The sequence below is a fragment of the Pseudomonas sp. 008 genome (assembly GCF_016861935.1).
Classification (GTDB): Bacteria; Pseudomonadota; Gammaproteobacteria; order Pseudomonadales; family Pseudomonadaceae; genus Aquipseudomonas.
The window spans coordinates 302149-324217 of the sequence record NZ_BOMA01000002.1; the positions used below are offsets into that span (position 1 = coordinate 302149).

Sequence of the window (22069 nt, forward strand, 5' to 3'; positions counted from 1 at the left end):
ACCATGCAAACTCGTGACGATATTTTCAACACCCTGCGCGATGCTCTGGTCGAACTCTTCGAGCTGGATCCCGAGCGCATCAGCCTGGAATCCAACCTGTACCAGGATCTGGAAATCGACAGCATCGATGCGGTCGACCTGATCGATCACATCAAACGCCAGACCGGCAAGAAAATCGCCGCCGAAGAATTCAAATCGGTGCGTACCGTCAGCGACGTGGTCGAGGCGGTCTACCGTCTGGTTCAGCCCGCCGCATGAGCCGACTGATCGGCCTTGGCCTGCTGCTCGCAGGCCTGCTGTACCCCTTTGCGGTGTATTTCGGCATGGAGCATTTTGCCCCGTGGCAGTTCGGTCTGCTGCTGGGCAGCCTGTGGCTGGCGCGAGCACTGACCGGCGAACGGCGCCCCGGCAGCCTGTGGATGTCCACGGCCGCCATCGCGTTCTGCTTGCTGCTGGCAGCGTTCGACAGCCCGGTGCTGCTGCGTTGGTACCCGGTGCTGATCAGCGCGTTCATGCTGGCGCTGTTCGGTCTTAGCCTGAAATACGGCCCGCCGATGGTCGAACGCCTGGCCCGCCTGCGAGAACCGGAATTACCGCCCAGGGCCATTCGCTACACCCGCCAGGTGACCATTGCCTGGAGCGTGTTTTTTCTCTGCAACGGTTTGTGCGCCGCCGCCCTGACCCTTTGGGCGCCGCTGAGCTGGTGGATGTTGTACACCGGCCTGATCTCCTATGGATTGATCGGCCTGATGTTTGCCATTGAATGGCTGATACGACAACGGGTACGAGGCCACCCATGAATTGGATAAAACTTGAGCAACTGCTGCTCAAGGCTCAGCCGGAGCGTGCCGTGACGGCCGAGCCGGCGTTGAATCACGCGCAATTGTGCGACCGGGCCCTGAGCCTGGCTGCCGGCCTGCAAACCCAGGGTGTGCAGCGCATCGCCGTGCACCTTGAAGACGCCGCCGACCTGGCCATCGCCCTGCTCGGCGCCTGGCGTGCCGGAGTCAGCGTACTGCTGCCCGCCGACCTGCAAGCGCAGACGCGCCAGCGCTGGTCGACCGAGGTCGATCTGTGGCTGACCGATCAGGCCGACGATGCACACCTGAGCGATTATCGGCATCCGCCACTGCCAGCCCACCCGCTGGACCTGGATCGTTGTCAGCTGAGCCTGTGCACCTCCGGTTCCAGCGGTGAACCCAAGCGCATCGACAAAACCCTGCGCCAACTGGCCAATGAAGTCGAAGCGCTGGAGCACTTGTGGGGCGCAGATCTGGGCGAAGCCTGCATCATCGGCAGCGTCGCCACCCAGCACATCTACGGGCTGCTGTTTCGGGTGTTGTGGCCGCTGTGTGCCGGGCGTTCGTTCGTGCGCAAGCAACTGGCTTTCCCCGAAGACTTGCAACGCGCCAGCCGTGAACACCCGGCCTTCGCCTGGGTCGCCAGCCCGGCATTGCTCAAGCGCATGGGCGACAACCTCGACTGGCCAGCGCTGAGCGCAGTGCACCGAGTGTTCTCCTCCGGTGGCGCGTTACCCGCCGAAGCGGCGCAGAGCCTGCACGAACGCCTGCAACAATGGCCGACAGAAATCTTCGGCAGCTCGGAAACCGGCGGCATCGCCTGGCGTCAGGGCCAGGATCTCTGGCAGCCCTTCGCCGGCGTGGAGCTGAGCCAGGACAGCGACGGCGCGCTGCTTATCGCATCGCCATACCTGCCGGAAGGTCATATCGAACACACCGCCGATGCCGCGCGCATCGCTGCCGACGGCCGTTTCGAGCTGTTGGGGCGGCTGGACCGGATCGTCAAACTGGAAGAAAAACGTATCTCGCTACCAATGCTCGAACACGCGCTGATGGCGCACGCCTGGGTCGCCGAAGCGCGCCTGGGAGTGGTTCAGGAAAACCGCGCCTCATTGGGGGCGCTGCTGGTGCTCAGCGAGCGAGGTATGCACGCGTTACGCAATCAGGGACGACGCAGCCTCACGCAGGCGTTGCGTCAGCATCTGAGCCAGCACTGTGAAACGCTGGCCCTGCCACGACGCTGGCGCCTGTTGCGGCAGTTGCCGCTGAACGCGCAGGGCAAACTGCCCCAGGCTGAGGTTGAAGCCTTGCTGCTGGCGCCCCGCCCAAAGGCGCCGCAAGTGCTGGAGCAGGTCGAAGCCGATGGTGAGTGGAGCCTGCAACTGGCCGTCCCGCCGGACCTGGCGTATTTCAGCGGACACTTTCCCCGGGCCCCGGTATTGCCCGGCGTGGTGCAAGTGGAGTGGGCAATGAGCCTGGGCCAACAATTGATGGACCTGCCGGCAAAGTTCGCCGGCATGGAAGTGCTGAAATTCCAGCAACTGGTGCGCCCTGGCGATGAAATCCAGTTGCACCTGCGCTTCGACCCGGTGCGCGGCAAATTGTATTTCGCCTATCGCAACGAAACCGCCACCTGCTCCAGCGGGCGGATTTTGCTGGAGGCTGCCAGCGATGCATAACCCCTGCGCCGTAATCCCGGTCTACAACCACGAAACCGCAATCACTGCCGTGGTCGATGCGCTGCTTGCCTGTGACCTGCCCTGCATTCTGGTGGACGATGCCAGCAGCCCCGCCTGCGCCAAGGTACTCGACCAACTGGCGCAGCGCGACAGGGTTTATCTGATCCGGCTCACCATCAATCAGGGCAAGGGCGGCGCAGTGATGACCGGCCTGCGGGAGGCTTCGCGCCTGGGCTTCAGCCATGCCTTGCAGGTGGACGCCGACGGCCAGCACGACCTGCAAGACGTCAAAGTCTTCATCGAATACTCACGCAACCATCCCGAGGCGGTGATCTGTGGCTATCCGCAATACGACGCCAGCGTGCCGAAGGGTCGTTTGTACGCGCGCTACCTGACTCACGTCATGGTCTGGATCAACACCCTGTCACTGCAGATTCGCGACTCGATGTGCGGCTTCCGTGTCTATCCATTACCGCCAACCCTGGCACTGATCGACTCGGCCAGGATCGGCAAGCGCATGGACTTCGACTCCGACATTCTGGTGCGCCTGGCCTGGCGCAATCAACCGATGCAATGGCTGAAAACCAGAGTTCATTACCCGCTGGACGGCGTTTCGCATTTCCGGCTGTTCTACGACAACGTACTGATTACGAGCATGCACACCCGGTTGTTCTTCGGCATGTTGCTGCGAGCACCGGTGATCCTCTGGCAACGGTGGCGGGCATGAACGGCAATGTAGACAAACAGCACTGGGCCGACCGCCAGGAGCGTGGCAGTTTCTGGCTGATGAAGTTCACCGCATTCTGCGCAAAGGTCTTGGGCCGACGCCTGCTGAGCCCGCTGCTCTACGGCATCGTGCTGTACTTTTTCCTGTTCGGACGCAGCGCCCGCCAAAGCGCCTGGCAATACCAGCAGCGGCTCGCCGACTGGAGCGGGCGCAGCGAATTGCGTCCGACTCATTGGCGGGTGTTCGGCCAGTTCATGGCCTTCGCCGATTCCATGCTCGACAAACTCGACGTGTGGAACGGCAAGCTGAGCATCGAGCAGATCGAAATCATCGACCCGGCGCTGCTGCGCAATAAACTGCGCGGCACACGCGGGCAGATGCTGGTGGGCACACACCTGGGCAATCTCGAGGTTTGCCGGGCACTGGCCGAGATCGGCGAGAAAGTCACCATGAACGTGCTGGTGCACACCAAGCACGCCGAGCAATTCAACCGCCTGCTGGGCGAAGCCGGGGCAACCAATCTGCGGCTGATCCAGGTCAGCGAACTCGACCCGGTGATCATGCTGCAACTGCATGAACGCCTGGAGCGCGGCGAGTGGCTGGCAATTGCCGGCGACCGTGTGCCGCTGCATGGCGGGCGCAGCGTGACGGTGGATTTTCTCGGTCACCCGGCAGCGTTCCCGCAAGGCCCGTGGCTGCTGGCCGGTCTGCTGAAATGCCCGGTCAATCTGCTGCTGTGCCTGAAGAAACCCACGGGCGACTATCGACTGACCCTCGAACCGTTCACCGAGGCGGTGGTGTGGAAACGTAGCGAGCGCGAACAGGTCATTCATCAGTGGGCTTCGCGCTATGCCGAACGCCTGGGTCACTATTGCCTCGAAGCGCCCCAACAATGGTTCAACTTTTACCCTTTCTGGAAGACCGATGACGACGCCAACGCTTGAGCCGGTAACCTTCGGCGAACTCCCTTTGTGCATCGAAGACGTGCTGGCCCTGGCCAACCGTCAGGTGCCGACGCAGTTGCAGGGCGACCCCGAGTTTCGCCAGCGCATTGCCAAGGGTCCGCAGTTCCTTGACTCCCTGCTGGACAAGGAAGGCGTGATCTATGGCGTGACCACCGGTTATGGCGATTCCTGTGTGGTGGCGGTGCCGCTGCACCACGTCGAAGCCCTGCCTCGTCATCTGTTCACGTTCCACGGCTGCGGACTGGGCAAACTGCTCGACGCCCAGGCCACCCGTGCGGTGCTGGCGGCACGTTTACAGTCTCTGTGCCAGGGCGTGTCCGGGGTGCGCGTGGAGTTGCTGGAGCGCCTGCAAGCGTTCCTTGAACACGACATCCTGCCGCTGATTCCGGAAGAAGGTTCCGTGGGCGCCAGCGGTGATCTGACGCCGCTGTCCTACGTCGCCGCGACCTTGTCCGGCGAGCGCGAAGTGATGTTCCGCGGCGAACGCCGGCAAGCGGCTGATGTGCACAAGGAACTGGGTTGGCAACCGCTGGTATTGCGCCCCAAGGAAGCCCTGGCGCTGATGAACGGCACCGCCGTGATGACCGGCCTTGCGTGCCTGGCTTACGCCCGTGCCGATTACCTGCTGCAACTGGCCACGCGCATCACCGCGCTGAACGTGGTCGCTTTGCAGGGCAACCCGGAGCACTTCGACGAGCGCCTGTTCGCCGCCAAACCCCATCCAGGGCAGATGCAAGTCGCCGCGTGGTTGCGCAAGGATCTGGCGATCGACGCGCCGACCGCGCCGCTGCATCGCCTGCAAGACCGTTACTCCCTGCGTTGCGCGCCACACGTGCTCGGTGTACTGGCCGACAGCCTGAACTGGCTGCGCTCGTTCATCGAGATCGAACTCAACAGCGCCAACGACAACCCGATCATCGACGCCGAAGCCGAACGCGTGCTGCACGGCGGGCACTTCTACGGCGGCCACATTGCGTTCGCCATGGACAGCCTGAAAAACCTGGTGGCCAACGTCGCCGACTTGCTCGACCGTCAACTCGCGCTGCTGGTGGACGAACGCTACAACCATGGCTTGCCGAGCAACCTGTCCGGCGCCACCGCCGACCGTGCGATGCTCAACCACGGCTTCAAGGCCGTGCAGATCGGCACCAGCGCCTGGACCGCCGAAGCCCTGAAAAACACCATGCCGGCCAGCGTCTTCTCGCGCTCCACCGAGTGCCACAACCAGGACAAAGTCAGCATGGGCACCATCGCCGCTCGCGACGCCATCCGCGTGCTGGAGCTGACCGAACAGGTCGCCGCTGCCACCCTGCTGGCGGCCAATCAAGGCGTGTGGCTGCGTGGCCAGGCTGAAGACGCGCGCCCACTGCCACCGGCCCTGGCCGCGATGCACGAAGAATTGGCCAAGGACTTCCCGCCGGTCATCGAAGACCGCGCCCTGGAAGGCGAATTGCGCCTGTGCCTGCAACGCATCGCCGAGCAACACTGGAGGCTGCATGCGTAGCAAGGGAGTGCTTCACACCGATACGGAAATCCTCGTCCCGTTCTTTGACGTCGACACCATGAACGTGGTCTGGCACGGCCATTACGTCAAATACCTGGAAGTCGCCCGCTGTGCGCTGCTGGACAGGATCGGCCACAACTACGACGCCATGGTTGCGTCGGGTTACGCATGGCCGGTGATCGACTTGCAGTTGCGCTATGTGCGCGGCGCCGTGTTCGGCCAGAAGCTGAATGTGCGCGCCAGCCTGGTGGAATGGGAGAACCGACTGAAGATCAATTACCTGATCAGCGATCTCGCAACCGGCGAACGTCTGACCCGCGCTGTTTCAGTGCAGGTTGCCGTCGACATGAGCAGCCGCGAAATGCAGTTGGCTTCGCCCAAGGTGTTTACCGACGCGGTTGAAAGGGTGCTGCCATGAATTCGCTTTTCAAATGCCTTGGCGCTTTAGCGTTGCTCGGGCTTTCATCGTTGGCCCAGGCCTTCGATCTGCAGCAACTGAGCGATCAACTGGCCAAACCCGATGTGATCCACGGCAACTTCATCCAGGAAAAACACCTGCGCGCCCTGCCCCAGCCGCTGACCAGCAAGGGCACCTTCGTTCTGGCGAAGAGTCACGGCTTGCTCTGGCTGCTGAAAACACCGCTGCAACAGGACTACCGCATCAGCGACAAGGGCATTGCCCGGCGGGATGCCAGCGGCTGGCAAATGCTGCCGAACAAGAGTGCCGGCGCCGAACAGAACCGTTTGTTCCTCGCCGTGCTGCAAGGCGACAGCAGTGGCCTGCAACGGGATTTCGAGCTGTCGTTGAGCGGCGATGCGCAGAACTGGAAACTGACCCTGACCCCGCGTTCGATGCTGCTCAAGCAGGTGTTCAATCAGATCAACATTGACGGCGGCGAACTGGTGCACAACATCGAGCTGCTCGAAACCCAGGGTGACCGAACCCTGTTGCGCATGCAGGACAGCACCAGCGCCCAACCTTTGAGCGATGCGGAGCAACATGACTTTGCCGAGTGAACGGACGCTGCCACGGCTGTTTCTGATCCTGCTGCTGGCGGTGCTCGCGCTTGCCGGTTGGCAGTGGCGCGATGGCGCTCCACTGTCCGCCAACCTGATGGAACTGGTGCCAGGTACCGCGCCGGACGCGCTGGAACTGCGCGCCGAACAACGCATGCAAGAACCGCTGAACCGGGAAATGCTGGTGCTGGTCGGCCATAAAAACCGTCAGCAAGCCATCGCCATGGCGCAAAAAATCGGTGAGCAGTGGCAGGCCAGCGGCGTGTTCGAAAAGGTCCAGTGGAACCTGCAAGCCGACTTGCCGGCGCTGCGCACGCAATTGCTGCAAGGCCGACTGGCGATGCTGTCCGCGGCCGACCGCCAGCAACTCATCGAGCACCCCGACGCCTTTATCCAGCAACGGGTGCAAGCCCTGTTCGATCCCTTCACCGGGTTCAGCCTGGTGCCGAGCCAGGATGACTGGCTCGGCCTGACCGGGCGCATCCAGAACAGCCAGCCACAGCGCGGCTCGGTGCAGTTGGACATCGGCAGCGGCGTGCTGGTCGCCGATGCCGACGGCAAGAGCTGGGTGATGCTGCGGGCGCGAACCGTCGGCAACGCATTCGACATGAACCTGCCGCTGCAAGTGGCCGACCTGCTCCAGCACAGTCGCGAAGAAGCCGCCCAGGCGGATGTACAACTGCTCGCCGCCAGCGGCCTGCTGTATGCCGCCAGCGGTCAACGGCAAGCCGCGCGCGAGATCACCTGGGTCGGTGGCGGCGCCACCGTGGGGATTCTGTTGCTGCTGTTGCTGGCCTTCCGGCGTTGGCGGGTGGTGCTGGCGTTCGTCCCGGTGCTGGTGGGCATGCTGTTCGGCGCGGTGGCCTGCGTGGCGCTGTTTGGTCAGATGCATGTGATGACGCTGGTGCTGGGCTCAAGCCTGATCGGCGTGGCGGTGGATTACCCACTGCATTACCTGTCGAAAAGCTGGAGCCTGAAACCCTGGCACAGTTGGCCGGCGTTGCGCCTGACCCTGCCAGGGCTGACGCTGAGCCTGATCACCAGTTGCATCGGCTACCTGGCCCTGGCCTGGACGCCGTTCCCGGCCCTGACCCAGATTGCCGTGTTCTCCGCCGCTGGCCTGCTCGGCGCTTATCTGTCGGCGGTGTGCCTGCTGCCGGCGCTGCTCAAGGGCGCGCAACTGCGTCCGGCGCAATGGCCGATGCGTATCGCCGAGTCTTTGCTGGCACTGCGTGAATTGCTGCTCAAATACGTACGCACGCCGGTGTTGCTGGCGCTGTTGATCGCCTTCTGTGTTGGCGGTCTGTTGCAGTTGCAGACCAAAAACGACATTCGCCAATGGGTCGGCGCACCGCAGCAACTGACGGACGAAGCCCAGACCATTGCGCGCATCACCGGCTATCAACCCACCAGCCAGTTTTTCCTGGTGCGCGCGGCCAATCAGCAGGAGTTGCTCGAACGCCAAACGGCACTGAGCGAGCGCCTGGATCAATTGGTCAACCTGGAAAAACTCCAGGGCTACCTGTCGCTCAACCAACTGGTCAGCCCGCCGAACGAACAGCACAAAGTGCGTGATGCACTGAGCAAGCTGCCGCAGTTCTGGCAACCGTTGCTCGACCTTGGCGTGCCTGCTGACGCGCTGCAAGCCGAGTTGGTGAAGCTACAGGCGCTGCCCACCGAAGATATCGACGCGGCCCTGGCCGGCCCATTGGCCGAGCCCTACCGCACCCTGTGGCTGGGGCCGACCGATAACGGCGTGGCCGCGATGGTCAGCCTGCAAGGCTTGAACAATCCCGCGTTGTTGCGGGTCCAGGCGCTGGACTTGCCGGGTGTGCAACTGGTCGACCGCCTCGGCGACCTGAACAAGGTATTTGCCGCAACTCAAATCAGCGCCGCTGAATTGAAACTCGCCTCCTGCGTGTTGATCGTGCTGGTGCTGATCCTGCCATTCGGTCTCGGTGGCGCGCTGCGAATCGTCTCCCTGCCGCTGCTGGCGGCCCTGTGCAGCCTGGCAAGCCTCGGCTGGCTCGGTCAGCCGCTGACGCTGTTCAGCCTGTTCGGCCTGCTGCTGGTGACGGCCATCAGCGTCGACTACGCGATCCTCATGCGCGAACAGATCGGCGGTGCCGCCGCGAGCCTGCTGGGCACCATGCTGGCAGCCGCAACCACATGGCTATCGTTTGGCCTGCTGGCGGTGTCCAGCACACCGGCTGTGAGCAACTTCGGCCTGTCGGTGAGCCTCGGCCTGGCGTACAGCTTCATCCTGGCGCCGTGGGCCGGACGCCAAGTCCACACCGCCCCGGTTGCGGAGCCAGCAGCATGATGGTCGCGGCGTTCTGGGTCATGGCCCTGGTGTTGTTCGCCATGGCCACCCATGTCGGTAGACGTTTCGGTCTGATTCCGATCGTCAGCCAGTTGTTGCTGGCAACCTTCGGCCTGCCGCTGCTGATGTATTTCTGGATCGAACCGGGCTGGCAACTGAGCGGTGCCGACCTGATCTCGCCGGGTTGGCTGAAGAACCTCTACAGCCTGAGCTTTGCCTTGCTGCTGGGGCACATCCTCAGCGACGTGATCGACCTGCGACTGGATCGCCAGAGCCTGAAAATCGCCCTGCCGAGTTTCTGCATTCCGTTTGCCTGCGGGCTGGCGACAGCGGTCTGGCTACTGCCGCCACAGCCGTGGATCAGCTCGCTGGCGGTCGGTCTGTTGTTCGCCATCACAGCGATTCCGGTGCTGTACCTGTACCTGCGACACATCAACTACCCGCCCGCCGCCACCCGACGCCTGGTGCAGACCGCGATCCTGATCGACCTGACTTGCTGGACCCTGTTCGCGTTCGCCCAAGGCAGCCTGCACCTGAGCAGCCTGTTGCTGCCGCTGGCCGGCGCCTGCCTGCCGTTGTTGCTGCGACTGCTCGGCTTGCGCCAACCGTTGCTGTACAGCGGCTGCTTCTTTGCACTGCTGGTGGTTGCCGAACACTTCAAGCTCAACGCGCTGATTTTCGGCATTGGTTACCTACTGTGCATGGCCGCGCTCAAGGTGCCGTTGGTGCTGCCATTGCCGACGGCGTGGATGAGTCGTTTGCAGACCTGGATCGCCATCCCGTTGATCCTCACGTTCGGCATCGTGCAGATCAACGTGCACAACGCCCTCGACAGTCTCGGTGGGGTGCAATTGGCCGCGCTTCTTCTGTTGCCGATCGCCAGCAAATTGTTGGGCAACTGGCTGGGCCTCGGCTGGGCCGGCGTCTCGTTTGAAGGTGCCAGCCGCTGGCGGGAAAGCCTTTTACTGAATATCCGCGGCTTGAGCGAAATCGTCTTTCTCAACCTGCTGCTGCAACAACAACTCATCAGCCCCGAGCTGTATTTCGCGCTGATGTTGATGGGCCTGATCGCAACCCTGCTGCCGGCACTCGCCGGCATGCACCGAATCCCTTTGAACATCGCCGCCCCGGCAAGGAGCACCCGTGCCAACAGTTGAAATGGAACGTCGTCAGGTGGTGGTGATCGGTGCCGGCCCCTCGGGCGCCATCGCCGCCGCGCTGCTCAAGCGCAAAGGCCATGATGTGCTGATGATCGAACGCCAGCATTTCCCACGGTTTTCCATCGGTGAAAGCCTGCTGTCCCACTGCCTGGATTTCGTCGAAGAAGCCGGCATGCTCGACGCGGTCAATGCGGCCGGTTTCCAGTTGAAGAACGGTGCGGCATTCGCCTGGGGCGATCAGTACAGCACCTTCGATTTCGGCGAGACGTTCAGCAACGGCAAGCCGACGACCTTCCAGGTCCAGCGCGCCGACTTTGACAAGCTGCTGGCCGACCAGGCTGAATTGCAGGGAGTCGACGTCCGTTACGGCGAAGCCATCGTCAGCGTTGATTTCAGCTTGGCGAAACCGCAGCTCGATGTACTTCGCGAAGATGGCAGCCAATACCGCGTCGAGGCCGATTTCGTGCTCGATGCCAGCGGCTACGGTCGCGTACTGCCTCGCTTGCTGGACCTTGAGGCACCGTCGAACTTTCCGGTGCGCCAGGCGGTGTTCACCCACGTCGAAGACTGTATCGACAGCCCGGCTTTCGAACGGGAAAAAATCCTCATTACCACCCATCCGACCCAGCGCGACATCTGGTTCTGGACCATCCCGTTCAGCAACGGTCGCTGCTCGGTGGGCGTCGTGGCAGCCGCCGAACACTTCGCAGGCCGCACCGAGAATCTGGACGATTGCCTGCGCGGTTTCATCGCCGAAACGCCAAGCCTGGCCGGGGTGCTGAACAACTCCGTATGGGATACCCCTGCGCGGACCATCGGCGGCTACTCGGCCAACGTCAAAACCCTGCATGGCCCTGGCTTCGCCTTGTTGGGCAATGCCGCAGAATTTCTCGACCCGGTGTTCTCCTCCGGCGTGACCATCGCCATGCGTTCGGCGAGCATGGCCGCCGGGGTGCTGCACCGCCAACTGCAAGGTGAAAGCGTCGACTGGCAGACCGAATTCGCCGAACCGCTCAAGCGCGGCGTCGACACCTTCCGTTGCTACGTCGAAGGCTGGTACGCCGGGACCTTTCAGGACGTGATTTTTTATCAGGGCGGTACAGAGGATATTCGCCGCATGATCAGCTCGATCCTCGCGGGTTACGCCTGGGATGAACGCAACCCGTTCGTCAGCGAACCTAAACGTCGACTGCGGATGATCTCGGACCTGTGCGCAAAGGATGCGACATGAGTTATTGGAGCGACAACTACGTCGAAGAAACCCGTTTCGGCTTCTGGTTCCTGCGCAGCCACACCTGGCAGCACCATGTATTGCGAGTGGCGATCAACGATTTGCGCAGCCTGTTCAGCGAGCCATTGCCCAACAAACCGGTCTTGCTCGACGCCGGCTGCGGCCAGGGCAAGTCGTTCCAGTACCTGCGCCAGACCTTCGCACCCAAACGCCTGATCGGGCTGGATGCCGACCCTCACAGCCTGAACCTGAGCGGAGAAGAAGCGGCCCGCCAGGGCATGGAGGTAGAGCTGATCGGCAGTGACTGCGCGAGCATTAAAGTGCCGGACGCCAGCGTCGATCTGCTGTTCTGTCACCAGACCTTCCATCATCTTGTCGAGCAGGATCAGGCCCTGGCCGAGTTCTATCGGGTGCTCAAGCCGGGCGGTTATCTGCTGTTCGCCGAGTCCACCGAGGCTTACATTGATACGTGGGTGATTCGCTGGCTGTTCCGCCACCCGATGCACGTGCAAAAGAGCGCCGCCGGCTACCTGGAGATGATTCGTCGGCAGGGTTTTGAATTCGGCCCGCAAAACGTGTCTTACCCTTACTTGTGGTGGAGTCGCGCCAAGGATTTCGGCCTGCTCGAACGCTTCGGCTTGCGTCAGCCAAAACCCTTTGGCCAACGGGAAGAAACCCTGGTCAATGTGGTCGCGCGCAAGCCCCTTGAAGAGAGTGTCTGATGATCCGTTTGCTGCTTCTGGGTTGTGTCCTGCTGCTGAGCGCCTGTGCTAGCCAGACGCCGCTGCCCGAGCGAACCCCGAACCTGGCGTTGCCGCTGCAATTGCACATCGAACGGCAGATGGCCGAGCAGCGTCAGGACTGGCTGCTGGTGATCCAGCGTGAAGGCCCGGGCATTCGGTGGTCGATGATGGACCCGTTGGGAATTCCCGTGGCACGACAGAAACTGATCGATGGCCAATGGCAAGCCGACGGTCTGCTACCACCCAATCCGGAAGCCCGGGAGCTGTTCGCCGCCCTGTTGTTTGCATTGACTCCCGAAGGCGAGTTGCACGGCAACTATCCCGCTGCCCGGCAGCATGACGGGCAACGATCATTGTCAGCGCGCTGGAACATCCGCTATTCACAACCAAGTCTTTCGCAACCACCGAGCTTTGAATTGAACGTATCCCAAGGCCCGCACTATCGCGTCACCCCGTTAGGCGAAAACACGCCATGACCGCTTACCTGAATGCCCTCGGGGTAATCTGCGCCCTCGGCCGCGACAAGCAGGAAGTCGCCCGCAACCTGTTTGCCGGCGATTGCTCGGGCATACGCAACGAGGCCGGCTGGGTCGCGGAGCGCTCGTTGCCCGTGGCGGCGGTGCGTGGTGAGCTGGCACCGATTCCGGTTGAGCTGGCTCATCAAAGCAGTCGCAACAATCAATTGCTGCTGGAGGCCGCGCTGCAAATTCGCCAAGACATCGAGCAGGCGATCCAGACCTACGGCCGCGACCGTATCGGCGTCATTCTGGGCACTAGCACCTCAGGCATCGACGAGGCCAGCCGCGGCCTGGCCCATTACATCCGTGAACATCACTTCCCGGCCGATTATGACTATCAGCAGCAAGAGCTCGGCGCTCCGGCGACGTTTCTCGCCGACTGGCTGCAATTGAGCGGCCCGGCCTATGTGATCTCCACCGCCTGCACCTCCAGCGCCCGCGCGCTGATGAGTGCCCAACGGCTGCTCGACCTGGGCATGTGCGATGCTGTGTTGTGCGGTGGTGTCGACAGTTTGTGCAAGCTGACCCTCAATGGCTTCTCAGCCCTGGAAGCGGTGTCCGAGCAGCGCTGCAACCCGTTCTCGGCGAACCGCAACGGCATCAACATCGGCGAAGCCGCAGTGCTGTTTCTGATGAGCAAAACCGCCGGCAGCGGCCAACCGATTGCTTTGCTCGGCAGTGGTGCCAGCTCCGATGCACACCATATTTCCGCGCCGGAACCCACCGGCCGTGGCGCCCGGCAAGCCATGCACAAAGCCTTGAGCCGCGCAGGCCTGCAACCCCAACAGATTAGCTATCTGAACCTGCACGGCACCGCCACCCAACACAATGACGCCATGGAAAGCCTGGCTGTGACGGCGCTGTTTCCACAAGGCGTGCCTTGCTCATCGACCAAACCGATGACCGGCCATACCCTCGGCGCCGCTGGTGCCCTGGAAGCGGCGTTCTGCTGGTTGAGCCTGAGCGCGGATAACCACGAGCATGTCCTGCCGCCCCATGTCTGGGACGGGCAGCCCGACCCCGAGTTGCCGGCATTGCATTGGGTGACCCCGACCGACCACCTGACGTCCATTGCACCCCGCTACCTGATGAGTAATTCCTTTGCCTTTGGTGGCAATAACGTCAGCCTGATTATCGGAGACGCCTCATGATTACCTGGCCGCTCGCCGAATTGCTGCCCCATGCCGGCGACATGATCCTCATCGATCAGATCCTGTCGTTCGACGACGAGCAGATCTATACCCGACTCACCGTCAAGCCCGGCGGCCTGTTCAATCGCCCCGACGGCAGCCTGCCGGCCTGGGTCGGCATCGAGTTGATGGCCCAGAGCGTCGCCGCTTATGCCGGCTGCCATGCGCGCCAGAAAGGCAATGCGGTGGAACTGGGCTTCCTGCTTGGCAGCCGCAAATTCGAATGCAACGTGGAACACTTCCCCGCCGGCACCGAACTGACCATCCACGGGATACGCTCGCTGGAAGACGACAACGGCATGGGCGTATTCGAATGCCACATCACCGCCCCCGGCATCCACGCGACCGCCCGGTTGAACGTGTTCCGCCCGCCTCAAGCCGCTCAATATCTGCATGAATCCCAAGGAGTCGAGTGATGACTGAATCCGTACTGGTCACCGGCTCCAGCCGTGGTATTGGCCGCGCCATCGCATTGCGTCTGGCCCGGGCCGGGCATGACATCGTGCTGCACTGCCGCAGCGGCTTGGCGGACGCCGAAGCCGTCAAAGCCGAAGTGGAAGCCTTGGGCCGCAACGCGCGCATCCTGCAATTCGACGTCAGCAGCCGCGCCAGCTGCAAAGCCATTCTTGAAGCCGATGTCGAAGCCCATGGCGCCTATTATGGCGTGGTGCTCAACGCTGGCCTGACCCGCGACGGCGCTTTTCCGGCCCTGAGCGAGGAGGATTGGGATGTGGTGATGCGCACTAACCTCGACGGTTTCTACAACGTGCTGCACCCGGTGATGATGCCGATGATCCGTCGTCGCGCCGCCGGGCGGATTGTCTGCATTACTTCGGTGTCCGGGCTGATCGGCAATCGCGGGCAGGTCAATTACAGCGCCTCCAAGGCCGGGCTGATCGGCGCGGCCAAGGCGTTGGCGATTGAGCTGGGCAAGCGCAAAATCACGGTTAACTGTGTCGCACCCGGCCTGATCGACACGGCGATGCTCGATGAAAACGTGCCGGTGGAAGAACTGATGAAAATGATCCCCGCACAACGCATGGGCACCCCGGAAGAGGTGGCCAGTGCAGTGAATTTCCTGATGTCGGCGGAAGCCTCGTACATCACCCGGCAGGTTCTGGCCGTCAACGGAGGCCTGTGCTGATGAAGCGCGTCGTCGTCACCGGCATGGCCGGCATCACCTCACTGGGCAGCGACTGGGACACCATCGCCGCCAACTTCGCCGCCAACCGCAGCGGCATTCGTCGCATGCACGAGTGGGATCGCTTTACCGAACTCAATACCCGCCTGGCCGGGCCGATCGACGACTTCCAGGTGCCCGGCCACTGGACGCGCAAGCAGTTGCGCAGCATGGGCCGGGTATCGCGGCTGGCAGTCGGCGCTGCAGAACAGGCCCTGGCGGACGCCGGGCTGCTGGGTGACGAGTCGATCAAGGACGGGCGCATGGGCGTGTCCTGCGGCTCGTCCACCGGCAGCACCGACGAGATCAAGGCGTTCGGCAAAATGTTGCTCAATTCGGTGGCCGAAGGCCTGAACGCCAACTCCTACGTGCGGATGATGCCGCACACCACGGCAGCGAATATCAGCATCTTCTTCGGCCTCACCGGCCGACTAATCCCGACCTCCAGTGCCTGCACCAGCGGTAGCCAGGGCATCGGTTACGCCTACGAGTCGATCAAGTTCGGCCGCCTGCCGCTGATGCTCGCCGGCGGTGCCGAAGAGCTGTGCCCGACCGAGGCCATGGTGTTCGATGCGCTCTACGCCACCAGCCTGAAAAACGATGCCCCGCAAACCAGCCCGCGCCCTTACGACAGCGGCCGCGATGGCCTGGTCATCGGTGAGGGCGGCGGCATGCTGGTACTCGAAGAACTCGAACACGCCCTGGCGCGTGGCGCCCGCATCCACGCCGAGATCGTCGGTTTCGGCAGCAACGCCGACGGCCAGCATGCCACCCGCCCCGAGCTGATCACCATGCGCCGGGCCATGGAGCTGGCTTTGGAAGACGCCGGGCTCGACCCAAGCGCCATCGGTTATGTAAATGGTCACGGTACGGCGACAGAACAGGGCGACATTGCCGAAACACTGGCGACCAACAGTTTGTTCGGCGAACACATGCCGATCAGCTCGCAGAAGAGCTTCCTCGGCCACACCCTGGGAGCCTGCGGCGCGCTGGAGTCCTGGTTCAGCATCGAAATGATGAACCGCGACCTGTACGTGCACACCTTCAACCTCGATGAGGTCGATCCCCAGTGCGGCAAGCTCGATTACCTGCGCGGTGAATTCCGGCAGATGAGCAACCAGTACGTGATGAACAACAACTTCGCTTTTGGTGGGGTCAACACCTCGTTGATCTTCCGCCGCTGGTCGTAAACGAAATACCAGGGTCAAGGAGACCAGCATGCCGGCGCCAACGCCGTGACCAACATCGTCAGCTTCTACAAGAGCAATGAGCGTAAGGATGCCAAGACGTATGAGTACCACACCGGGGCGATCATGGCCGGGGTTGCGTTGAAGGGGGATTTGGCGAAGGTCCAGTAACAACACTTGTGGCGAGGGGGCTTGCCCCCACGCTCAGCGCAGGGGCCGCCCAGACACTTACTGCGCTTGAATCAACTTGCTTTCAGCGACACCAGCACGGCCTGTCTTGTCGTCGACGACTTGCAGGTTGTTACGCGCCTTGATGAAACCCACTTTCACTTCCTGCCAGACAAAGTAGTTTTTGCCCGCTTCTGCGGTGAGTTTCAGTTCCGAGTCGTTTTCCGCCGAAGACACCAGAGTCTGCTGGCCAGCCGGGACAGCCAACATCAGATAGGACTTGGCGACTGTCTGCCCTACAGGCTTGCCATTGAGGGTCACCGGCATTTTCACCCCGGCACCCATGCTCTCGTTGCGATAAACATAGATATTGGCTTTGTCGGGGCTTACCTGGAACGTCTTCGCTTGAGCGTCCAGGGTTTCATCGGCCATTTTTACCGAAGCACAACCACCGGTCAGAGCAAACAATGCCAGCAATGCGGTGAACGTTAACTGCTTGAACATCCTGTATCTCCCTGGTTTGTGATGAGTCCAATGACAGTATCGGCCGATACGCTAAAAGACCTAGGGCTGCTCCCAATAAAAGCCTTGAAGCCCTATGGTGTCAGCTTGCGCGTCAACAACTCCACAAACGCCTTGGCCATCGGCGACTTCTGATCCTTGCGCTGCACCAGCCACACCGCCGAAATCGCCTCTGGATCGAGCAACGGCCGATAGACCACGCCATCAATGCGCATTCGCTGATAAGACGCCGGCAACACCGATACCCCCAAACCCGCCGCCACCAGCCCGATGATGGTCATCGCCTCGCCAGCCTCCTGGGCAAAGTGCGGGCTGAAGCCGGCGTCTCGCGCCAGGCTGAGCAGTTGTGCGTACAGACCGCTGCCATAGCTGCGCGGAAAAAATACGAACGGCTCGAGGGCCAGGGCGGACAGGAACAGACCTTCTTCGCTGCCATCCACCAGCGGATGCTTGGAGCTGAGCACCGCCACCAACGGCTCACGCATCAATTCCACAACGCTGAGCGAGTCCGGCAAGCCCAGCGGTCGCATGATGCCGACCTCGATCGACTCGTCCACCAGCGCATCGGCCACTTGGGTGCTGCTCATTTCCCGCAGGTTCAGGTGCACCGCCGGGAAGCGCTGGCGAAATGAGAAAATCGCCTGGGGAATGGTCGAGTTGAACGGCGCCGACGAGGTGAAGCCGATCTTCAGTTCACCCAATTCACCGAGTTGTGCCCGCCGAGCCACGTCCGCCGCTTTGTCGACCTGAGCCAGCGCCAGTCGCGCCTCTTCCAGAAACAGCCGACCGGCCTCACTCAACTCGACCCGACGATTGGTCCGCTCGAACAGACGCGCCCCCACTTCCTGCTCCAGCGCCTGAATCTGCTGGCTCAGCGGCGGCTGCGAGATGCCCAGCACCTGGGCGGCGCGGCCAAAATGCAGCTCTTCGGCGACGGCAATGAAGTAGCGCAGGTGACGCAATTCCATGAAAACTCCATTAGGTCGTTAAACCTATCAAACAGGTCGAACAATATATTGGATAGAAACATTAGCCAGCTATATGATTTTTTCATTGCCTGACCGGCTGCGCCCTCCGAGGTCCGAAGTGAAAACTGCTGTCGCCCCACTCGCCCATGAAATCCCGCCCGCCGCGCTGAATGATGTCGTCGCTGAACGCAACGAGATCTACATCGAGAAAGGCACACCGATGTTTATGCGCACGGTGCTGGCGCTGTTCTCCGGAGGCTTCGCGACCTTTGCCCTGCTCTACTGCGTGCAGCCGATGATGCCGCTGCTGTCCCGCGAGTTTTCCATCAATGCGGCCCAGAGCAGCCTGATCCTGTCGGTCGCCACCGGCCTTCTCGCCATCGGCTTGCTGATCACCGGCCCCATCTCCGATCGCATCGGGCGTAAACCGGTGATGGTCGCCGCACTGTTCGCCGCCGCACTCTGCACCATGGCCAGTGCGATGATGCCGAGCTGGCAAGGCGTGCTGGTGATGCGGGCGCTGGTCGGGCTGTCGCTGAGCGGTCTGGCGGCGGTGGCAATGACTTACCTGAGTGAAGAAATTCACCCGCAGCACATCGGCCTGGCCATGGGCTTGTACATCGGTGGCAACGCCATCGGCGGCATGTGTGGACGCTTGATCGTCGGGGTGCTGATCGACTTCGTCAGCTGGCACACGGCAATGCTGGTCATCGGCGGCCTGGCGCTGATTGCCGCTGCGGTGTTCTGGAAAATCCTTCCCGAGTCGCGCAATTTCCACGCCCGCTCGCTGCACCCGCGTAGCCTGCTCGATGGCTTCACCATGCACTTTCGCGACGCCGGCCTGCCGCTGCTGTTTGTCGAAGCGTTCGTGCTGATGGGCGCGTTCGTTACCCTGTTCAACTACATCGGCTATCGCCTGCTGGCCGAGCCGTATCACATGGACCAGGCCCTCGTCGGGCTACTCTCGGTGGTGTACCTGTCGGGCATCTACAGCTCGGCGAAAATCGGCGCCCTGGCCGACCAGCTCGGCCGGCGCAAAGTGCTCTGGGCAACCATTGTGGTGATGCTCGCGGGCCTTGCGTTGACGATGTTTACGCCCCTGCCAGTAGTGATCTTCGGCATGCTGGTCTTCACCTTCGGCTTCTTCGGCGCGCATTCGGTGGCCAGCAGCTGGATCGGTCGTCGCGCGACCAAGGCCAAGGGGCAGGCGACGTCGTTGTACCTGTTCAGCTATTACGCCGGGTCGAGTATCGCGGGTACGGCGGGCGGTATGGCCTGGCATCTGGGTGGCTGGAACGGGATCGGGCTGTTCATCAGCGGATTGCTGGTGATTGCGCTGTTGGTGGCGTTGAAATTGGCGAAGTTGCCGCCGTTGGAGAATTTGAAAGCTTAAGGATGCGATCTTTTTGATTTTGATGCAAAAACGCCCGGCAAATGCCGGGCGTTTTTTATCGGGCGACGATCACTCGTGATACTGCGCCGACAATTCATGCACCGCGCGCAAGAAAGCGCCTGCGTGCTCCGGATCGACTTCCGGCGTAATGCCATGGCCGAGGTTGAACACGTGGCCGCTGCCCTTGCCGTAGCTGGCGAGGATCCGGCCGACTTCGGCGCGGATGGCTTCTGGCTTGGCGTAAAGCACGGTCGGGTCCATGTTGCCTTGCAGGGCGACTTTGTTGCCGACGCGCTGACGAGCCTCACCGATGTCGCAGGTCCAGTCCAGGCCCAGTGCGTCAGCACCGGCGTCGGCGATGCTTTCCAGCCACAGGCCGCCGTTCTTGGTGAACAGGATGACCGGCACTTTGCGGCCTTCATGTTCGCGGATCAGGCCGCTGACGATTTTGCGCATGTAGGCCAGGGAGAATTCCTGGTACGCCGCCGCCGAGAGATTGCCGCCCCAGGTGTCGAAGATCTGCACCGCTTGCGCGCCGGCCAGGATCTGGCCATTGAGATACGAAGTGACCGACTGCGCGAGCTTGTCCAGCAGCAGGTGCATGGCTTGCGGGTTGTCGTAGAGCATGGCCTTGGTCTTGCGGAAGTCTTTCGACGAACCGCCTTCAACCATGTAGGTAGCCAGGGTCCATGGGCTGCCGGAGAAACCGATCAGCGGCACGCGGCCGTTCAGTTCGCGGCGGATGGTGCTGACTGCGTCCATGACGTAGCCGAGGTCTTTCTGTGGATCAGGAATCGGCAAGGCTTCGATGTCGGCCAAGGTGCTGACGACCTTCTTGAAGCGCGGACCTTCACCGGTCTCGAAGTACAGGCCTTGGCCCATGGCATCGGGGATGGTCAGGATATCGGAGAACAAGATCGCCGCATCCAGTTGCGGATAGCGGTCGAGCGGTTGCATCGTGACTTCGCACGCGAACGCCGGGTTCATGCACAGGCTCATGAAGTCACCGGCCTTGGCACGGCTGGCGCGGTATTCAGGCAGGTAGCGACCGGCCTGACGCATCATCCACACAGGGGTGACGTCTACGGGTTGCTTGAGCAGGGCGCGAAGGAAACGGTCGTTCTTCAGGGCAGTCATGTCGGCATCCGGAAAAAAAGTGCGGGCATTTTCTCAGAGCGCGACGCAAAAGGCACGGCAAGAGCCGATCCTTTTGTCTATCGGGTCAATTTGTCGCGGTGAAATGCAGACTTTGCAGCACCACAAAACACTGTAGGAGCCGGCTTGCTGGCGATTCAGACGACGCGGTGTATCAGGTACACCGCGTTATCGTTCATCGCCAGCAAGCCGGCTCCTACAGGGTCAGGCGTCGATCAGACGCCCAGGTAATCCAGGATTCCTTCGGCGGCATTGCGGCCTTCGAAGATCGCCGTTACCACCAGGTCGGAACCGCGCACCATGTCGCCACCGGCGAAGATTTTCGGGTTGCTGGTCTGGTGTTTGTACTGGCCTTGTTCCGGAGCCACGACGCGGCCCTGGCTGTCGGTCTGGATGCTGAACTGATCGAACCACGACGCCGGGCTTGGACGGAAACCGAACGCGATGACCACGGCGTCGGCCGGGATGATCTCTTCGGAACCCGGGATCGGCTCGGGGCTGCGACGGCCACGGGCATCCGGCTCGCCAAGACGGGTCTCGACCACCTTCACGCCTTCGACACGGTCTTCACCGACGATTGCGATCGGCTGGCGGTTGTAGAGGAATTTCACGCCTTCTTCCTTGGCGTTCTTCACCTCTTTGCGCGAGCCCGGCATGTTCGCTTCGTCACGACGATAGGCACAGGTCACCGCCTTGGCGCCCTGACGAATCGAGGTACGGTTGCAGTCCATCGCCGTGTCGCCGCCGCCCAGCACCACCACCTTCTTGCCTTTCATGTCGACGAAATCTTCCGGCGACTTTTCAAAGCCCAGGTTGCGGTTGACGTTGGCGATCAGGAAGTCCAGCGCGTCGTGCACGCCCGGCAGGTCCTCGCCGGCGAAGCCGCCCTTCATGTAGGTGTAGGTGCCCATGCCCATGAAGACCGCATCGAATTCTTCGAGCAGTTGTTCCATGGTCACGTCCTTGCCCACTTCGGTGTTCAGGCGGAACTCGATGCCCATGCCGGTGAAGACTTCGCGGCGATTGCTCAACACGGTCTTTTCCAGCTTGAACTCAGGAATGCCGAAGGTCAGCAGACCACCGATTTCCGGGTTCTTGTCGAACACCACCGGCGTCACGCCGCCACGCACCAGCACGTCGGCACAGCCCAGGCCCGCAGGGCCCGCACCGATTACCGCAACACGCTTGCCGGTCGGCTTGACCTTGGACATGTCCGGGCGCCAGCCCATGGCGAACGCGGTGTCAGTGATGTACTTCTCGACCGAACCGATGGTCACCGCACCGAAACCGTCGTTGAGGGTGCAGGCACCCTCGCACAGACGATCCTGTGGACACACCCGACCGCAGACTTCCGGCAGGGTGTTGGTCTGGTGCGACAGTTCGGCGGCCTGGAGGATGTTGCCCTCGGCCACCAATTTGAGCCAGTTGGGAATGAAGTTGTGCACCGGGCACTTCCATTCGCAATACGGGTTACCGCAGCCCAGGCAGCGGTGGGCCTGGTCGGCCGACTGCTGGGGTTTGAACGGCTCGTAGATTTCCACGAACTCTTTCTTGCGTTGACGCAACAGTTTCTTCTTCGGATCCTTGCGCCCGACATCGATGAACTGGAAGTCGTTATTCAGACGTTCAGCCATAGTTA

Annotated in this window: 22 protein-coding genes and 1 pseudogene; 19 read left to right on the forward strand and 4 right to left on the reverse strand. The window is 62.0% G+C overall.

Going from position 1 to position 22069, the window contains the following annotated elements; all coding sequences use genetic code 11:
- Positions 1-3: 3 nt before the first annotated feature.
- The 18 genes and pseudogenes from JUI81_RS05925 to JUI81_RS31765 all read left to right on the forward strand — a co-directional run.
- Complete coding sequence (locus JUI81_RS05925) at positions 4-258, forward strand: acyl carrier protein (protein WP_007936741.1); 255 nt, start codon at positions 4-6, stop codon at positions 256-258.
- Positions 255-800: a hypothetical protein gene (locus JUI81_RS05930; RefSeq protein WP_204123931.1), complete on the forward strand. Its 546-nt coding sequence runs from the start codon at positions 255-257 to the stop codon at positions 798-800. Before JUI81_RS05925 ends, JUI81_RS05930 begins: the two co-directional genes overlap by 4 nt.
- Positions 797-2479, forward strand: a complete 1683-nt coding sequence (locus JUI81_RS05935) for an acyl-CoA synthetase family protein (RefSeq protein WP_204123932.1) — start codon at positions 797-799, stop codon at positions 2477-2479. The genes JUI81_RS05930 and JUI81_RS05935 overlap by 4 nt, the downstream gene beginning before the upstream one ends.
- Positions 2472-3206: a glycosyltransferase family 2 protein gene (locus tag JUI81_RS05940; RefSeq protein ID WP_019581880.1), complete on the forward strand. Its 735-nt coding sequence runs from the start codon at positions 2472-2474 to the stop codon at positions 3204-3206. Before JUI81_RS05935 ends, JUI81_RS05940 begins: the two co-directional genes overlap by 8 nt.
- Positions 3203-4150, forward strand: a complete 948-nt coding sequence (locus JUI81_RS05945; RefSeq protein ID WP_204123933.1) for a glycosyl transferase — start codon at positions 3203-3205, stop codon at positions 4148-4150. Before JUI81_RS05940 ends, JUI81_RS05945 begins: the two co-directional genes overlap by 4 nt.
- Entirely contained in the window at positions 4131-5675 is a 1545-nt protein-coding gene (gene hutH / locus JUI81_RS05950) for a histidine ammonia-lyase (protein ID WP_204123934.1), read from the forward strand. The genes JUI81_RS05945 and hutH overlap by 20 nt, the downstream gene beginning before the upstream one ends.
- Positions 5668-6093 carry a thioesterase family protein gene (locus tag JUI81_RS05955; RefSeq protein WP_018928594.1) on the forward strand — a complete coding sequence of 142 codons (426 nt, stop codon included), beginning with the start codon at positions 5668-5670 and terminating at the stop codon, positions 6091-6093. The genes hutH and JUI81_RS05955 overlap by 8 nt, the downstream gene beginning before the upstream one ends.
- Positions 6090-6692, forward strand: coding sequence for an outer membrane lipoprotein carrier protein LolA (locus JUI81_RS05960; RefSeq protein ID WP_019581877.1), 603 nt, complete (start codon positions 6090-6092; stop codon positions 6690-6692). Before JUI81_RS05955 ends, JUI81_RS05960 begins: the two co-directional genes overlap by 4 nt.
- Complete coding sequence (locus JUI81_RS05965) at positions 6676-9015, forward strand: MMPL family transporter (protein ID WP_096481351.1); 2340 nt, start codon at positions 6676-6678, stop codon at positions 9013-9015. Before JUI81_RS05960 ends, JUI81_RS05965 begins: the two co-directional genes overlap by 17 nt.
- The gene (locus JUI81_RS05970) at positions 9012-10172 is read left to right on the forward strand and encodes a hypothetical protein (protein WP_028939625.1); all 1161 of its coding nucleotides are present in this window, start codon (positions 9012-9014) and stop codon (positions 10170-10172) included. Before JUI81_RS05965 ends, JUI81_RS05970 begins: the two co-directional genes overlap by 4 nt.
- The gene (locus tag JUI81_RS05975) at positions 10159-11406 is read left to right on the forward strand and encodes an NAD(P)/FAD-dependent oxidoreductase (protein WP_019581874.1); all 1248 of its coding nucleotides are present in this window, start codon (positions 10159-10161) and stop codon (positions 11404-11406) included. The genes JUI81_RS05970 and JUI81_RS05975 overlap by 14 nt, the downstream gene beginning before the upstream one ends.
- Positions 11403-12128 (forward strand): class I SAM-dependent methyltransferase, encoded by a 726-nt coding sequence (locus JUI81_RS05980; protein ID WP_019581873.1) that lies wholly within the window; start codon positions 11403-11405, stop codon positions 12126-12128. Before JUI81_RS05975 ends, JUI81_RS05980 begins: the two co-directional genes overlap by 4 nt.
- Positions 12128-12625: a DUF3261 domain-containing protein gene (locus JUI81_RS05985; RefSeq protein WP_019581872.1), complete on the forward strand. Its 498-nt coding sequence runs from the start codon at positions 12128-12130 to the stop codon at positions 12623-12625. Before JUI81_RS05980 ends, JUI81_RS05985 begins: the two co-directional genes overlap by 1 nt.
- Positions 12622-13818 carry a beta-ketoacyl-[acyl-carrier-protein] synthase family protein gene (locus tag JUI81_RS05990; protein ID WP_019581871.1) on the forward strand — a complete coding sequence of 399 codons (1197 nt, stop codon included), beginning with the start codon at positions 12622-12624 and terminating at the stop codon, positions 13816-13818. Before JUI81_RS05985 ends, JUI81_RS05990 begins: the two co-directional genes overlap by 4 nt.
- Positions 13815-14273: a hotdog family protein gene (locus tag JUI81_RS05995; RefSeq protein ID WP_018928602.1), complete on the forward strand. Its 459-nt coding sequence runs from the start codon at positions 13815-13817 to the stop codon at positions 14271-14273. Before JUI81_RS05990 ends, JUI81_RS05995 begins: the two co-directional genes overlap by 4 nt.
- On the forward strand, positions 14273-15001 hold the full coding sequence (gene fabG / locus JUI81_RS06000) for a 3-oxoacyl-ACP reductase FabG (RefSeq protein ID WP_028939623.1): 729 nt from the start codon (positions 14273-14275) through the stop codon (positions 14999-15001). Before JUI81_RS05995 ends, fabG begins: the two co-directional genes overlap by 1 nt.
- A complete protein-coding gene (locus tag JUI81_RS06005) occupies positions 15001-16227 on the forward strand; it encodes a beta-ketoacyl-ACP synthase (RefSeq protein ID WP_019581869.1) in 1227 nt (408 codons plus the stop codon). Before fabG ends, JUI81_RS06005 begins: the two co-directional genes overlap by 1 nt.
- 15 nt (positions 16228-16242) lie before the next feature.
- Positions 16243-16395: pseudogene (locus JUI81_RS31765) on the forward strand (excinuclease); the annotation flags it as partial.
- A 57-nt stretch (positions 16396-16452) separates the two neighbouring features.
- On the opposite strand, the gene JUI81_RS06010 reads toward JUI81_RS31765, so the two are convergent.
- The gene (locus JUI81_RS06010; protein ID WP_019581867.1) at positions 16453-16896 is read right to left on the reverse strand and encodes a DUF2846 domain-containing protein; all 444 of its coding nucleotides are present in this window, start codon (positions 16894-16896) and stop codon (positions 16453-16455) included.
- 92 nt (positions 16897-16988) lie between these two features.
- Positions 16989-17882, reverse strand: a complete 894-nt coding sequence (locus tag JUI81_RS06015) for a LysR family transcriptional regulator (RefSeq protein WP_019581866.1) — start codon at positions 17880-17882, stop codon at positions 16989-16991.
- A gap of 118 nt (positions 17883-18000) precedes the next feature.
- On the opposite strand from JUI81_RS06015, the gene JUI81_RS06020 reads away from it, so the two are divergent.
- The gene (locus JUI81_RS06020) at positions 18001-19275 is read left to right on the forward strand and encodes an MFS transporter (RefSeq protein WP_026345983.1); all 1275 of its coding nucleotides are present in this window, start codon (positions 18001-18003) and stop codon (positions 19273-19275) included.
- Between the two features lie 69 nt (positions 19276-19344).
- Here the strand turns inward: JUI81_RS06020 and hemE are convergent, their stop codons facing one another.
- Together hemE and JUI81_RS06030 are read right to left on the reverse strand one after the other, a co-directional pair.
- Complete coding sequence (gene hemE / locus JUI81_RS06025; RefSeq protein ID WP_018928609.1) at positions 19345-20412, reverse strand: uroporphyrinogen decarboxylase; 1068 nt, start codon at positions 20410-20412, stop codon at positions 19345-19347.
- A gap of 233 nt (positions 20413-20645) precedes the next feature.
- On the reverse strand, positions 20646-22064 hold the full coding sequence (locus JUI81_RS06030) for an FAD-dependent oxidoreductase (protein ID WP_096481361.1): 1419 nt from the start codon (positions 22062-22064) through the stop codon (positions 20646-20648).
- Positions 22065-22069 lie beyond the last annotated feature (5 nt).